The organism is Bacteroides sp. RTP21281st1_H5_RTP21281_210402, assembly GCF_040918965.1.
Taxonomy (GTDB): Bacteria; Bacteroidota; Bacteroidia; order Bacteroidales; family Bacteroidaceae; genus Bacteroides; species Bacteroides congonensis.
In genome coordinates this window covers 78,873-92,645 of sequence record NZ_JBCOWR010000003.1, presented here as the reverse complement: position 1 = coordinate 92,645, position 13,773 = coordinate 78,873, and the positions used below count along the sequence as shown (strand labels likewise).

The following is a 13,773-nucleotide window of genomic DNA, read 5'->3' as shown; positions in this document are numbered from 1 at the left end:
TTTTTGTGTTTTTATTCCAAGCTGTGCTTTATTATTAGAGAGAATCAATTAACTTTGCAAACGATTTATGCATATTTGTATGACATAAACTAAATTAAAACGAAAAGATGAAAGAAAGATACTTATTGGAAGATGTAGGTGATAACAACGGTTTCTCGTTAATTACTGACTATGATGGTAACGATGAGAATGCATTCGATGTAAATATTAAATCTGGTGAAATTCTTCCGGTTCTTCCCCTTCGTAATATGGTGTTGTTTCCCGGAGTATTCCTGCCTGTCACAGTGGGGCGCAAGTCCTCTCTGAAGCTCATACGTGACGCCGAGAAAAAACATAAAGATATTGCAGTAGTATGCCAGAGATCAGCGCATACGGAAGATCCTAAACTGGAAGATTTACATAATATCGGTACTGTAGGGCGTATTGTGCGGGTATTGGAAATGCCGGATCAGACAACCACTGTCATTCTTCAGGGAATGAAGCGTTTGAGACTGAAAAGTATTACCGATACGCATCCATATTTGAAAGGCGAAATAGAACTTCTGGAAGAAGAAATTCCGAATAACACTGATAAAGAATTCCAGGCACTGGTAGAAACATGCAAGGACTTGACGATGCGTTATATCAAATCATCGGATGCAATGCATCAGGATTCGGCATTTGCTATTAAAAATATTAATAGCTCGATGTTTCTGATTAACTTCATCTGCTCGAATCTACCATTCAAGAAAGATGAGAAGATTGATTTATTAAGCATCAATTCATTACGCGAACGTACTTATCACTTATTGGAAATCCTGAATCGTGAAGTACAGTTGGCTGAAATCAAGGCATCCATCCAGATGCGTGCCCGTGAAGACATTGACCAGCAACAACGTGAATATTTCCTGCAACAGCAAATAAAAACTATCCAGGATGAATTGGGTGGTGGCGGCCAGGAGCAGGAAATAGAAGAAATGCGCCAAAAAGCAGAAAGAATGCGCTGGAATGCGGAAGTCAGAGAAACTTTCATGAAGGAACTGGCGAAACTGGAACGCACCCATCCGCAATCGCCGGATTACAGCGTACAGCTTAATTATCTGCAAACAATGCTCAACCTTCCGTGGGGCGTTTACACAACCGACAATCTGAACCTCAAAAATGCAGAAAAGACGTTGAATAAAGACCACTATGGACTGGAAAAGGTGAAAGAACGCATTCTGGAACATTTGGCTGTACTGAAATTGAAGGATGATATGAAATCACCTATTATCTGCTTGTACGGCCCTCCCGGAGTCGGTAAAACATCTCTCGGAAAGTCTATCGCGTCCGCACTCAAACGTAAATATGTACGTATGTCTTTAGGTGGCGTACATGATGAAGCTGAGATCCGTGGTCACCGCAAAACATATATAGGTGCTATGCCGGGACGAATTATCAAGAGCCTGATAAAAGCAGGCGCTTCCAATCCGGTATTTATTCTGGATGAGATAGACAAAGTCAGCGCCGACCGTCAAGGAGATCCTTCTTCTGCATTATTGGAAGTTCTTGATCCGGAACAGAATACATCTTTCCATGATAATTTTCTGGATGTAGACTATGATCTTTCAAAAGTACTATTTATTGCAACAGCCAACAATCTGAATACAATCCCCGGCCCGTTGCTCGACCGTATGGAATTGATTGAAGTAAGCGGTTATATCACGGAAGAAAAGATCGAGATTGCCCGCAAGCATCTGGTACCCAAAGAACTGGAAGCCAACGGACTCAAAAAGACAGACATCAAACTTCCTAAAGACACGCTGGAAGCTATCATTGAATCATATACCCGCGAAAGCGGCGTCCGTGAACTGGAAAAGAAAATCGGTAAGATTCTCCGTAAATCGGCTCGTCAATACGCAACCGACGGCTATTTCGCCAAGACGGAAATCAAACCTGCCGACTTGTACGATTTCTTGGGAGCACCGGAATATACACGTGACAAGTATCAGGGAAATGAATATGCCGGTGTAGTTACCGGATTGGCATGGACAGCCGTAGGTGGTGAAATTCTTTTCGTAGAAACGAGTTTGAGCCGTGGCAAAGGCGGACGCCTTACATTGACCGGTAATCTGGGAGATGTCATGAAAGAATCTGCCATGCTGGCACTTGAGTATATCAAGGCGCATGCTTCTATCCTGAACCTGGATGAAGAAATCTTTGACAACTGGAATATCCATATTCACGTACCCGAAGGAGCAATTCCTAAGGACGGCCCATCCGCAGGTATCACTATGGCTACTTCTTTGGCTTCTGCCCTGACACAACGGAAAGTGAAAGCTAATCTTGCCATGACAGGAGAAATCACGCTTCGTGGCAAAGTGCTTCCGGTCGGGGGTATCAAGGAGAAGATTCTGGCTGCCAAACGTGCCGGAATCAAGGAAATCATCATGAGTGCCGAGAATAAAAAGAACATAGACGAAATTCAGGTTCTCTATTTGAAAGGACTGACTTTCCACTATGTAAACGACATTAAAGAAGTATTCGCCATCGCACTGACAAATGAAAAGGTTGCGGATGCCATTGATTTATCTGTAAAGAAAGCTAGCCGGGAATGACATTTGACTTACAATATACAGACACCAAAAGTAATGCCCGTGCCGGTCTGATAACCACTGACCACGGGCAGATACAGACACCTATATTCATGCCGGTAGGCACACTGGGCACTGTCAAGGGAGTACATATGACAGAGCTGAAAGAAGATATTCAGGCACAGATTATTCTGGGCAATACCTATCATCTTTATTTGCGCCCGGGACTGGAAGTGATTGAGAAGGCAGGCGGACTGCATCGCTTCAACGGTTTCGACCGTCCTATGCTGACCGACAGTGGCGGGTTCCAGGTATTCTCATTAGCCGGAATCCGAAAGCTCCGTGAAGAAGGTGCCGAGTTCCGTTCACACATTGATGGCAGTAAACACATCTTTACTCCGGAAAAAGTGATGGACATCGAACGTACGATTGGCGCCGACATCATGATGGCTTTCGACGAGTGTCCTCCGGGAGACTCGGACTATGCATATGCCAAAAAGTCATTGGGATTGACACACAGGTGGCTCGACCGTTGTATAAAACGTTTTAATGAAACGGAACCTAAATATGGCTACAATCAGTCGCTTTTCCCCATCGTTCAAGGATGCGTATATCCCGATTTACGCAAGCAATCGGCTGAGTTTGTCGCTTCCAAAGGAGCAGATGGCAATGCTATCGGCGGTTTGGCGGTAGGTGAACCGGTAGACAAAATGTATGAAATGATCGAGATTGTCAATGAGATTCTTCCCAAAGACAAGCCTCGCTATCTAATGGGAGTAGGCACTCCCGTCAATATTCTTGAAGGAATCGAGCGTGGAGTGGATATGTTCGACTGCGTAATGCCTACACGAAACGGACGAAATGGCATGTTGTTCACCAAAGACGGTATCATCAACATGCGAAACAAGAAATGGGAAATGGACTTCTCTCCCATCGAAGCAGATGGAGCTTCCTGCGTAGACACATTATACAGCAAAGCCTATTTGCGCCATCTTTTCCATGCACAAGAATTATTGGCAATGCAAATCGCTTCTATACATAATCTTGCCTTTTATCTATGGCTGGCAGGTGAAGCACGAAAACATATCATTGCAGGAGATTTCTCAACCTGGAAGCCGATGATGGTCAAAAGAGTATCAACTAGATTATAAAGAATGAAAAGCAATCGATTTATAAAACGCCTGGATTGGTATATCATCAAGAAATTCTTGGGGACATACGTATTTGCTATTGCACTAATCATTTCTATCGCAGTGGTATTCGACTTCAATGAGAAGATGGACAAGCTGATGGAGCATGAAGCCCCATGGAGTAAAATCATTCTTGAATACTACATGAACTTTATTCCCTATTTCTCCAACCTGTTCAGTCCGTTGTTTGTATTCATTGCTGTTATTTTCTTCACTTCCAAACTTGCAGAGAACTCTGAAATCATTGCCATGTTCTCTACCGGTATGAGCTTCAAGAGAATGATGCGCCCTTATATGATTTCTGCCGCCATCATTGCATTGACTACCTTTATGCTTAGCTCATACGTAATCCCGAAAGGAAGTGTGACACGTTTGAACTTTGAAGACCGGTATATCAAGCCCAAAAAGCAGAATACTGCACGCAATGTCCAGTTAGAGGTTGATAGCGGTGTCATTGCGTACATTGACAATTATAATAATGCCATGAAAACCGGAAACCGCTTTTCACTGGATAAATTTGTCGATAAGAAACTGGTTTCGCATCTAACCGCACGCCGTATTACTTACGATACGACTACCGTTCATAAATGGACTATCCACGACTATATGGTGCGTGAACTGGATGGACTGAAAGAAAAGATCACCAAAGGTGACCGGATTGACTCTATCATCAATATGGAACCTTCCGACTTCCTTATTATGAAGAACCAGCAGGAAATGTTGACCAGCCCCGAATTAAGTGATTATATTGCAAAACAGAAACGAAGAGGATTCGCTAACATCAAAGAGTTTGAAATTGAATATCACAAGCGGATCGCCATGTCATTCGCCTCTTTCATCCTGACAATTATCGGCGTATCTCTTTCATCACGAAAAACAAAAGGTGGCATGGGACTTCATCTGGGTATAGGCCTTGGATTAAGTTTCTCGTATATCCTGTTCCAAACGATTACTTCAACCTTTGCCGTCAACGGAAACGTGCCACCCGCCATCGCGGTCTGGATTCCGAATATCCTCTATGCAGGCATTGCTTTCTTCTTATATCAAAAAGCGCCTAAATAAAAATAAGGATATAGATAAAATAGAAATTCCGTCTATTCTTGCCCAAAGCAAGTATAGGCGGAACTTTTTTGTTGTATCCATTTCCTCTTTTGTCTATTCTCCGTCATTCACCAAATGGTACTTTATTCGGAAAATACCTCTTTCTCCTTACATTCTCAAGATTGTCAACCAATCTTTTCCATATAAGCAGAAAGATCTGCAGCAGAGATGTTTTTGGCTATAATTACACCATTTCCATCCAATAAATAGTTAGTGAATCCCCGGTTCAAACGGTATTTCTTAAATAATCCGGAGCCCTCGCCTTCTGTTTCCACGAAACAAGTGGGCGTAACTATTTGGTCCTTACGAACGGTTTCCTTAAAAATTGACTGATATTCGTCAAATGAAATGGAAACCATTTCCACATTATGAGAAGAACGAAGCGCATTGCTCAAACTTACGTTTTGCATCCGGGACTGCGCGTCATAACTTGCCCAAAAACTCAGCAACACATATCGCCCTTTCAAATTTCCCAATTTAAAGGCGGGTTGCCCGTCTGATGTAGATTCGATTTTAAAATCCGGGGCTACATCACCCTCACTCAAACCTCCGGTAGGTTTGTCTTTCTCAACGAAAGCGGTCAAGGAACAAATCAGTAATACAACAAAAATCCACTTTACATGCTTCATGTAATTCGGTTTTAGTTAATACTATCCGGGACTGTCCTTAAACAGTGGTTTCTTCCCGAAACGTTGTCTTTTCAGGCATCAGGCGAAGAGGAATCCGCTGATTATCAGAGCCTTTATTTTTGAAACCGGGTGCAAAGGTAAGTAATTATTAAAATAACTTCCAAGCAAATAAGCAAAAATCTCACTTTTCGGGTATAACTTTTTATGTTATTTAGCATAAAAACGAACTTTTTTCTCTACTTTTGCAGGATAAAAGTCTATTTCTTATGCAACCATCAAATACTGAATTGATTCTGATTCGAGTTACCGGCGAAGATCGTCCGGGACTTACCTCATCCGTGACTGAAATACTCGCCAAATACGATGCTACCATCCTTGATATCGGTCAGGCGGATATTCATAATACATTGTCATTAGGTATCCTATTCAAGAGTGAAGAAAGACATTCCGGTTTTATAATGAAGGAGTTGTTGTTCAAAGCATCTTCGTTGGGAGTTACCATCCGCTTTGAGCCGATTACAACAGAACAATACGAGAATTGGGTGGGTATGCAAGGAAAAAACCGCTATATCCTGACGGTACTTGGCCGTAAACTTTCCGCACGCCAGATATCAGCAGCAACAAGGGTATTGGCAGAACAAGGCATGAATATCGACGCAATCAAACGTCTGACAGGCCGTATTCCATTGGATGAATGCAATACAGACGCACGTACACGTGCCTGCATCGAATTTTCAGTGAGAGGTACTCCCAAAGACCGCATTGCCATGCAGGAAAGCCTGATGAAGCTGGCCAGCGAACTGGATATGGATTTCTCTTTCCAACTGGATAATATGTACCGTCGCATGCGCCGTCTGATCTGTTTCGATATGGACTCTACATTGATCGAGACTGAGGTTATTGACGAACTGGCCATCCGTGCCGGTGTGGGTGATGAAGTGAAAGCGATCACGGAAAGTGCCATGCGCGGTGAAATAGACTTCACAGAAAGTTTTACCCGCCGCGTAGCCTTACTGAAAGGTCTGGACGAATCTGTCATGCAGGAAATCGCTGAAAGCCTGCCTATCACAGAAGGAGTTGACAGATTGATGTATGTATTGAAAAAGTATGGTTATAAGATAGCGATCCTTTCCGGCGGATTTACTTACTTCGGCCAGTATCTGCAAAAGAAATATGGCATAGACTACGTATATGCGAACGAACTGGAAATTATAGATGGAAAGCTGACCGGACGCTACCTGGGAGATGTCGTAGACGGCAAACGAAAGGCTGAACTACTACGCCTGATCGCCCAAGTGGAAAAAGTCGATATCGCACAGACCATTGCCGTAGGAGATGGCGCTAATGACCTCCCCATGCTGGGAGTTGCCGGATTGGGAATCGCATTTCATGCCAAGCCTAAAGTAGTGGCAAATGCCAAACAATCCATCAATACCATCGGGCTTGACGGAGTGCTCTATTTCCTCGGATTCAAAGATTCTTATTTGAATATGTAATTAGACCGAAAAATAAATTATCTTTGCTGACAAATTAATAAAAGAATGAAGTTTTCCGAACTACAATTAAACGAAAATGTGCTTGAGGCGCTCGATGCCATGCGATTTGACGAATGCACGCCTATTCAGGAGCAGGCAATCCCGCTCATACTTGAAGGGAAAGATTTGATAGCCGTAGCACAGACCGGTACAGGCAAAACAGCAGCATTCCTGCTTCCTGTATTGAATAAATTATCTGAAGGAAAACATCCTGAAGATGCAATCAATTGTGTCATTATGTCTCCTACCCGGGAATTGGCCCAACAGATAGACCAGCAAATGGAAGGATTTTCCTATTTTATGCCGGCATCGAGTGTTGCCGTATATGGCGGAAATGATGGCATCTTGTTTGAGCAACAGAAAAAAGGGCTCACATTAGGAGCAGATGTTGTTATTGCCACTCCCGGACGTCTGCTCGCCCATCTAAGCCTTGGATATGTAGACCTTTCCAAGGTTTCTTATTTTATTCTGGACGAAGCAGACCGGATGTTGGACATGGGATTCTACGAGGATATCATGCAGATCGTGAAGTATTTGCCGAAAGAACGGCAGACTATCATGTTCTCTGCAACCATGCCTGCCAAAATACAACAACTGGCAAATACGATCCTGAATAATCCGGCAGAAATAAAACTGGCCGTTTCAAAACCTGCTGATAAGATTATACAGGCTGCATACGTTTGTTATGAAAATCAAAAGTTGGGAATTATTCGCAGCCTCTTTGTGGACGAAGTTCCCGAACGTGTCATCGTCTTTGCATCTTCCAAGATCAAAGTAAAAGAGGTGGCTAAAGCTTTGAAATCAATGAAATTGAATGTAGGAGAAATGCATTCGGATCTCGAACAAGCTCAACGGGAAGCAGTGATGCACGAATTCAAAGCCGGCCGGATCAATATATTAGTAGCCACAGATATCGTTGCCCGTGGTATTGACATTGATGATATCCGTTTGGTAATCAACTTTGATGTTCCCCATGACAGCGAAGACTATGTACATCGTATCGGACGTACGGCACGTGCCAATAATGACGGAGTAGCGCTTACGTTTGTCAACGAAAAGGAACAGAGCAACTTTAAAAGTATTGAGAATTTTCTGGAAAAAGAAATCTATAAGATACCTATTCCCGCAGAGTTGGGGGAAGCACCGGAATACAAGCCGCGTTCTTTCAATAAAGGCAAGTATGGCAACAACCCTAAAAGAAGGAACTTCCGTGGAAAAAACAATGGTGGAAAAGGCAACAACCGCCCCTCTCCCAGACAGAATTAATACGAAATCCGTTATTTCGTTGAAGTAATGGTCAAGTTTCCTTCAAAACTTACTTCCATATCTGCAATGCTATATATAGAACTTTCCGGAATGGCTAAAACAGCTTGATAATGAAAACCATTCCGGTCTACTTTTACAAACTTCGTATCAGATAAAATAGCTTGCATCAAAAAATCTCCGGGAACCACCTGGTCAAACATCTGTTTAGTAATATCACTGGCAAACAGACTCTTTTTGCCCTCATAAACGCAGATGTGCATCACATTATCGTAATATACATTATCCATACTAATCCCGTCTTCGGAATAGGTAGTTTTTATAACCCTCATTTTAGAAGGGTTGATATAGACATAAGCACGATAGCGGGTGCCATTATAGGTCACCACGCTATCGCGTTGAGTTACTTCATTATAAGTCGGAATCACCAATTCCTGACGGGCAAATGACAATGAATCATTAGGATCCTCTGATTTATGCAGCTTGATGATGTTGTCTGTTATGGCATGAAACCAGAATATATGTTCCGCCTGCTTGTCAATCTTGTAATAAGTCGTGTCATTGCCATAAGTATAAAGAGTATCCCGCATGATTTTAAATGCAATCGGAGCACTTTGCGCATCGGCATAGTAGATGGTATCCCCTTCCACGCGCATCAACGGGCTTTCAGTCTCATCGTCCAGCCAAATTCCCTGCAACAGCTCCTTGGCATTCGTATCCTCTTTCCTCTGTTCGGGAGAATCCGGATTCTTATTGCCGCTACATGCCGCAGAAAAAAACACCATTAACGATATAGCCACATATTTCATCATCTGTCTTAGTTTTGCCTAAAGATACTCTTATTTTTTCATTTACCAATACAATGATAAACGAATCCGAGTTCTTCCATCTCTTTTTTGTCGTATATATTACGTCCGTCCAACACAATCTGCCGTGCCATTGTTTTTTTGATGACAGCCCATGAAGGCAAACGGAATTCCTTCCATTCGGTAACCAACATCAATGCATCAGCATCAAGTACCGCATCATACATATCGCAAGCATAATAGATTGTATCTCCAATACGACGTCTGCATTCTTGTACAGCAGCCGGATCATACGCACGTACCTGACAGCCGGCTTTCAGCAGCTTATCAATCAGGACCAGTGCCGGAGCTTCGCGCATATCATCTGTTTCCGGTTTGAATGCCAAGCCCCAAAGAGCGATGGTCTTACCTTTCAAATCACCATTAAAATGCTTCACTAGCTTTTCGAACAAAACACTTTTCTGCTGTTCGTTCACCTCTTCCACAGCGCTAAGTACCCGCATTGTATACCCATTCTGCTCTGCGGTTTTAATAAGGGCTTTCACATCTTTAGGAAAACATGAACCGCCATATCCAATGCCCGGATATAAGAATTTACGTCCGATACGCGTATCCGAACCAATTCCGCTACGTACCATATTTACATCCGCGCCGACTATCTCGCAAAGGTTTGCAATGTCATTCATAAAGCTGATACGGGTTGCCAACATTGAATTTGCCGCATATTTGGTCATTTCAGCAGACGGAATATCCATGAAAATCACACGGAAGTTATTTAATAAGAATGGCTTATACAACTTGGACATCAGTTTCTCTGCACGTGCCGACTCTACTCCTACTACCACGCGATCCGGACTCATAAAGTCACTGATTGCATTTCCTTCTTTCAGAAATTCCGGGTTAGAAGCAACATCGAAGTCTACCTTCACTCCTCTTTTATCCAATTCTTCCTGAATGGCTGCACGAACTTTGCCGGCAGTACCTACGGGAACCGTACTCTTGGTAACCACCAGTTTATACTGCTTCATATTGCGACCGATAGTACGGGCTACCTCCAACACATATTTCAAGTCAGCACTGCCATCTTCGTCCGGCGGTGTACCCACAGCACTAAATATCACTTCCACATCATCCAGACAACTCTCTAATGACGTGGTAAACTTCAATCTCTTTGCTTTCATATTACGGAGCACCATCTCTTCCAATCCATTCTCATAAATCGGAATGATTCCCTTCTGCAAAGATTCTATTTTCTCACTGTTAGTATCCACACAAGTTACATTCACGCCGATTTCAGCGAAACATGTACCTGACACCAGACCTACATATCCGGTTCCTACAATCGCAATTTTCATACTTTATATTTTATTGTTTGTTTAGAAGTTATTCAAAATATGCAGCATTCTTGAAAGCCGTGGCCTCTCTGTCCTTGGAAGACAATAACATCTGCGAATCAGTCAGCGGCCAATCTATTCCCAATGTTTCATCATTATATAAAATAGAGGCTTCTGCCTGTGGAGTATACTTGTTGTCTACCTTATACGTAAAAACGGCTTCTTCACTTAATACAGCAAAACCATGCGCAAAACCGCGTGGAATAAAAAACTGTCTTTTATTCTCCTCACTAAGTAATACGGACACATGTTTTCCGAATGTGGGTGATGATTTACGCAAATCAACGGCAACGTCCAGCACTTCTCCTTTAATGACGCGAACCAATTTAGCCTGACTATATTCACCTTTCTGATAATGTAATCCGCGCAATACGCCAAAAGAAGATTTCGACTCATTATCCTGTATAAAATTTACAGGCCCGATATTGGCTTCAAACTCTTCTTGCTTAAAGGCTTCCATAAAATAGCCACGTTCGTCGGAGAACACTTTCGGCTCTATCAGCCACACTCCGTCTATTTCCGTCTGTATATAGTTCATCGTTATAGTAATAAATAAAACGATGCAAAAGTAGTGAATTTTTCGCAGTTTTCTGGGATATATTCAATTTATCTCTTAATTTTGCAGACATGATTGAATTGGCACAACATATAGAGGTTTTACTACTGGAAAACGACTGCGTTATCGTTCCGGGATTTGGTGGATTCGTAGCACATTACGCTCCTGCAACTCATGTAAAAGAAGAGAATCTTTTTTTGCCCCCTACCCGCACTATCGGCTTTAATCCTCAATTAAAGCTGAACGACGGAGTATTAGTACAATCTTATATGTCAGCATACGACACGAGTTTTGCTGATGCCAACCGCATCGTAGAAAAGGAAGTAAGCGAGTTTATCGGGCTTCTTCATGAGGAAGGTAAAGCGCATTTGGAGAATATAGGTGAAATTCATTATAACATTTATGGAAATTATGAATTTATCCCTTATGATTATAAGATAACGACTCCTTCACTCTATGGACTGGACTCTTTTGAAATGCACGAACTATCCACGTTGCAACAAAGAGAAAAGGTATTAGTGCCTGCCAATCTGGAAAAAGAGAAGAAAACTTATGAAATTAGCATCAATCGTGCATTCCTTCGTAATGCAGCCGCTATGATTGCCGCTATCGTATTGTTCTTTGCTTTTTCAACTCCGGTAGAGAATACCGATGTTCAGAAGAACAATTATGCACAGTTATTGCCTGGTGAGCTTTTTGAGCAGATCGAGAAGCAATCGGTTGCAGTAACTCCCGTTCTTGTAAAAAATGATATTGCTATTGCACAAAAAACTAAAAAGTCTTCTGCTTCAGGCAAGGCTTCGTCTACTCCAAAGCCAACAGCTAATAAAGTACAAACATCAAGACCTATTGCTGTAAAAGAGGTAAAAGTTACCAAACAGGAAGCGACTCCTACCCGTACATCTGTTAAACCGCAAGCAAACGTGAATAATCATCCTTACCATATTATAGTAGCAGGCGGAATCAGTTTTAAAGATGCGGAAGCCATGGCAAATCAATTGAATGCAAAAGGATTTGCAGAAGCGAAAGCCCTGAATACTGATGGCAAAATACGTGTCAGCATCCGTTCATTCGACAATCGCGAAGAAGCTACCAAACAATTATTGGAGCTCAGAAAAAATGAAAACTACAAGAATGCCTGGTTACTGGCTAAATAAAATCCCTTTTTAAAAGCATGAAACGAGTTCTTTGTCCCAAATGTGAGAATTACCTTTATTTTGATGAAACCAAGTATGAAGAAGGTCAATCGCTGGTATTTGTTTGCGAACATTGTGGCAAACAATTCAGTATCCGGTTAGGAAAAAGTAAAGTTAAGGCTCTTAGAAAGGAGGAAAATCTGGAAGAAGAAGCTGAATCTCATAAAGAAGAATTCGGATATATCACTGTAATCGAAAATGTATTTGGTTTTAAACAGTTACTTCCCTTGCAGGAAGGTGACAATGTCATAGGCCGCCGTTGTGTAGGAACAAACATTAATACTCCCATTGAAAGCGGTGATATGAGTATGGATCGACGCCATTGCATCATCAATATAAAGCGTAATAAGCAAGGAAAGCTAGTCTACACATTACGAGATGCTCCTAGTCTCACAGGTACTTTCCTTATGAATGAAATTCTGGGAGATAAAGACCGTGTACGCATTGAAGATGGCGCTATTGTGACAATTGGAGCTACTACATTTATTTTGCATACGGCTGAATGAACTTATAACTTATTTTGATACTCTCGCATGAATTCATCAGCGATATAGAGATTACCATAGAGATAAAGCCCTGTTTCCTTGTCATGCAAGTCAGCGCAAGTCTTGCTTTCATAAAACAATTGCAATGCTCTGACTGGAGCAATTTCCAAGCGTTTTGAAAGTTCGGCAGCAATGACACCGATACGATTACTTAATATTATCTCTTGAATTTCAGGAGACTTTACAGGATCATTCTGCCAGTTCTGTTCCATCATAAATAAGGTATTTATCCGTAATATTTTGGTTTAACAAACAAATCTGATTATTTGGTTGGTGTTGAGCAAGACGCTGTAATGCCACATCAGCACTCATCAAACCAGACATATATAAATTTACCGTATCAATTACCCGGTCATTCGCGACACCTCCCTCTATATAATCATAATTTGCCGCTGGATTCAGTCCACGACGACTGGCTACAATAAATTCCAACCATTCCGAATCGTAAGCTTTGAACACCTTACAACGAGCCTTTTCCAAAACAAGTTCTCTATCAAGTTGATAAATATTAATAATGGCTTGGGTATTGCGTCGCTTAGCCGTTGCAATAGCCCAACGACAAGCCTGCTCTTTGATATCTGTAACATAAAATCCACGACCAAAATCAAGATTCTCCCTTCCTAAACGACAAATAGGAACATCAACTCGTTCCGTTCCTCCATGATATACTGTTATTTTCATCGTTTTGCCTCCCAAGTTGTCAGACATTCTATCATATTATCAGTCACATGCTCGCGACTCTCAGTATGTAATACATCATAGCAAGGCAAGATGTAATTCTCAATCATACCTACACGCTTCATGCGGGTAAAAACTTCTTGATATGATTTACCTAATCGGCGTGCCGTACTTTCAATGCAGGACGCTACAAATGCTAATGTCACTTCAGTATATGATAATTCAATCAGATTTTCCATATTAAATTCTGTATAAAGCTAATTTGAGCTAATTACAAAGTTAATGAATATATCTGGAAACAGATAAAGTTTAATCTTCTTTTTATTGT

Annotated in this window: 14 protein-coding genes; 7 read left to right on the top strand and 7 right to left on the bottom strand. The window is 41.8% G+C overall.

The genetic code is table 11. The annotated features are described in order from the left end of the window. The first annotated feature begins 107 nt into the window (after positions 1–107). Genes lon through AB5443_RS05955 form a run of 3 tightly spaced genes read left to right on the top strand, consistent with a single transcriptional unit; the run spans position 108 to position 4,804 of the window. Positions 108–2,576, top strand: coding sequence for an endopeptidase La (gene lon / locus AB5443_RS05965; RefSeq protein WP_368113467.1), 2,469 nt, complete (start codon positions 108–110; stop codon positions 2,574–2,576). Beyond that, on the top strand, positions 2,573–3,703 hold the full coding sequence (gene tgt, locus AB5443_RS05960) for a tRNA guanosine(34) transglycosylase Tgt (RefSeq protein WP_044655520.1): 1,131 nt from the start codon (positions 2,573–2,575) through the stop codon (positions 3,701–3,703). Before lon ends, tgt begins: the two co-directional genes overlap by 4 nt. A gap of 3 nt (positions 3,704–3,706) precedes the next feature. Beyond that, positions 3,707–4,804, top strand: coding sequence for an LptF/LptG family permease (locus AB5443_RS05955; RefSeq protein WP_022137496.1), 1,098 nt, complete (start codon positions 3,707–3,709; stop codon positions 4,802–4,804). Between the two features lie 164 nt (positions 4,805–4,968). Here the strand turns inward: AB5443_RS05955 and AB5443_RS05950 are convergent, their stop codons facing one another. Continuing rightward, positions 4,969–5,472 (bottom strand): thioredoxin family protein, encoded by a 504-nt coding sequence (locus tag AB5443_RS05950; protein ID WP_044655521.1) that lies wholly within the window; start codon positions 5,470–5,472, stop codon positions 4,969–4,971. Positions 5,473–5,738: 266 nt separating this feature from the next. On the opposite strand from AB5443_RS05950, the gene serB reads away from it, so the two are divergent. Together serB and AB5443_RS05940 are read left to right on the top strand one after the other, a co-directional pair. Next, complete coding sequence (gene serB, locus AB5443_RS05945) at positions 5,739–6,968, top strand: phosphoserine phosphatase SerB (protein WP_022136474.1); 1,230 nt, start codon at positions 5,739–5,741, stop codon at positions 6,966–6,968. Positions 6,969–7,013: 45 nt separating this feature from the next. Beyond that, positions 7,014–8,273 carry a DEAD/DEAH box helicase gene (locus tag AB5443_RS05940; protein WP_277135732.1) on the top strand — a complete coding sequence of 420 codons (1,260 nt, stop codon included), beginning with the start codon at positions 7,014–7,016 and terminating at the stop codon, positions 8,271–8,273. Positions 8,274–8,284: 11 nt separating this feature from the next. Here AB5443_RS05940 and AB5443_RS05935 read toward each other — a convergent pair whose 3' ends face one another. From AB5443_RS05935 to rfbC, 3 genes are read right to left on the bottom strand one after another with little or no spacing between them, the layout of a single operon-like run. Beyond that, positions 8,285–9,082: a DUF4738 domain-containing protein gene (locus AB5443_RS05935; protein ID WP_277135731.1), complete on the bottom strand. Its 798-nt coding sequence runs from the start codon at positions 9,080–9,082 to the stop codon at positions 8,285–8,287. 35 nt (positions 9,083–9,117) lie between these two features. Further along, on the bottom strand, positions 9,118–10,431 hold the full coding sequence (locus tag AB5443_RS05930; protein WP_195408541.1) for a UDP-glucose/GDP-mannose dehydrogenase family protein: 1,314 nt from the start codon (positions 10,429–10,431) through the stop codon (positions 9,118–9,120). Positions 10,432–10,459: 28 nt separating this feature from the next. Then, positions 10,460–11,008 (bottom strand): dTDP-4-dehydrorhamnose 3,5-epimerase, encoded by a 549-nt coding sequence (gene rfbC / locus AB5443_RS05925; RefSeq protein ID WP_044656570.1) that lies wholly within the window; start codon positions 11,006–11,008, stop codon positions 10,460–10,462. A gap of 89 nt (positions 11,009–11,097) precedes the next feature. Here rfbC and AB5443_RS05920 point away from each other — a divergent pair, with 89 nt between their 5' ends. Then, a complete protein-coding gene (locus tag AB5443_RS05920; RefSeq protein WP_368114375.1) occupies positions 11,098–12,183 on the top strand; it encodes an SPOR domain-containing protein in 1,086 nt (361 codons plus the stop codon). A 17-nt stretch (positions 12,184–12,200) separates the two neighbouring features. Further along, the gene (locus tag AB5443_RS05915) at positions 12,201–12,728 is read left to right on the top strand and encodes an FHA domain-containing protein (RefSeq protein WP_277135729.1); all 528 of its coding nucleotides are present in this window, start codon (positions 12,201–12,203) and stop codon (positions 12,726–12,728) included. A gap of 2 nt (positions 12,729–12,730) precedes the next feature. Here AB5443_RS05915 and AB5443_RS05910 read toward each other — a convergent pair whose 3' ends face one another. From AB5443_RS05910 to AB5443_RS05900, 3 genes are read right to left on the bottom strand one after another with little or no spacing between them, the layout of a single operon-like run. Beyond that, positions 12,731–12,982 (bottom strand): hypothetical protein, encoded by a 252-nt coding sequence (locus AB5443_RS05910; RefSeq protein WP_044656573.1) that lies wholly within the window; start codon positions 12,980–12,982, stop codon positions 12,731–12,733. Continuing rightward, positions 12,957–13,475 carry a DUF3990 domain-containing protein gene (locus AB5443_RS05905; protein WP_004315339.1) on the bottom strand — a complete coding sequence of 173 codons (519 nt, stop codon included), beginning with the start codon at positions 13,473–13,475 and terminating at the stop codon, positions 12,957–12,959. The genes AB5443_RS05910 and AB5443_RS05905 overlap by 26 nt, the downstream gene beginning before the upstream one ends. Beyond that, positions 13,445–13,684 carry a DUF3791 domain-containing protein gene (locus AB5443_RS05900; protein ID WP_277135728.1) on the bottom strand — a complete coding sequence of 80 codons (240 nt, stop codon included), beginning with the start codon at positions 13,682–13,684 and terminating at the stop codon, positions 13,445–13,447. Before AB5443_RS05900 ends, AB5443_RS05905 begins: the two co-directional genes overlap by 31 nt. Positions 13,685–13,773: the final 89 nt, after the last annotated feature.

Coding starts and splice junctions, on each gene's coding strand:
- AB5443_RS05920 (WP_368114375.1), top strand. CDS start 11,098: ATGATTGAATTGGCACAACATATAGAGGTTTTACTACTGGAAAACGAC.
- rfbC (WP_044656570.1), bottom strand. CDS start 11,008: ATGAACTATATACAGACGGAAATAGACGGAGTGTGGCTGATAGAGCCG.
- AB5443_RS05955 (WP_022137496.1), top strand. CDS start 3,707: ATGAAAAGCAATCGATTTATAAAACGCCTGGATTGGTATATCATCAAG.
- lon (WP_368113467.1), top strand. CDS start 108: ATGAAAGAAAGATACTTATTGGAAGATGTAGGTGATAACAACGGTTTC.
- AB5443_RS05915 (WP_277135729.1), top strand. CDS start 12,201: ATGAAACGAGTTCTTTGTCCCAAATGTGAGAATTACCTTTATTTTGAT.
- AB5443_RS05940 (WP_277135732.1), top strand. CDS start 7,014: ATGAAGTTTTCCGAACTACAATTAAACGAAAATGTGCTTGAGGCGCTC.
- AB5443_RS05910 (WP_044656573.1), bottom strand. CDS start 12,982: ATGATGGAACAGAACTGGCAGAATGATCCTGTAAAGTCTCCTGAAATT.
- AB5443_RS05930 (WP_195408541.1), bottom strand. CDS start 10,431: ATGAAAATTGCGATTGTAGGAACCGGATATGTAGGTCTGGTGTCAGGT.
- tgt (WP_044655520.1), top strand. CDS start 2,573: ATGACATTTGACTTACAATATACAGACACCAAAAGTAATGCCCGTGCC.
- AB5443_RS05935 (WP_277135731.1), bottom strand. CDS start 9,082: ATGATGAAATATGTGGCTATATCGTTAATGGTGTTTTTTTCTGCGGCA.
- AB5443_RS05950 (WP_044655521.1), bottom strand. CDS start 5,472: ATGAAGCATGTAAAGTGGATTTTTGTTGTATTACTGATTTGTTCCTTG.
- AB5443_RS05900 (WP_277135728.1), bottom strand. CDS start 13,684: ATGGAAAATCTGATTGAATTATCATATACTGAAGTGACATTAGCATTT.
- serB (WP_022136474.1), top strand. CDS start 5,739: ATGCAACCATCAAATACTGAATTGATTCTGATTCGAGTTACCGGCGAA.
- AB5443_RS05905 (WP_004315339.1), bottom strand. CDS start 13,475: ATGTCTGACAACTTGGGAGGCAAAACGATGAAAATAACAGTATATCAT.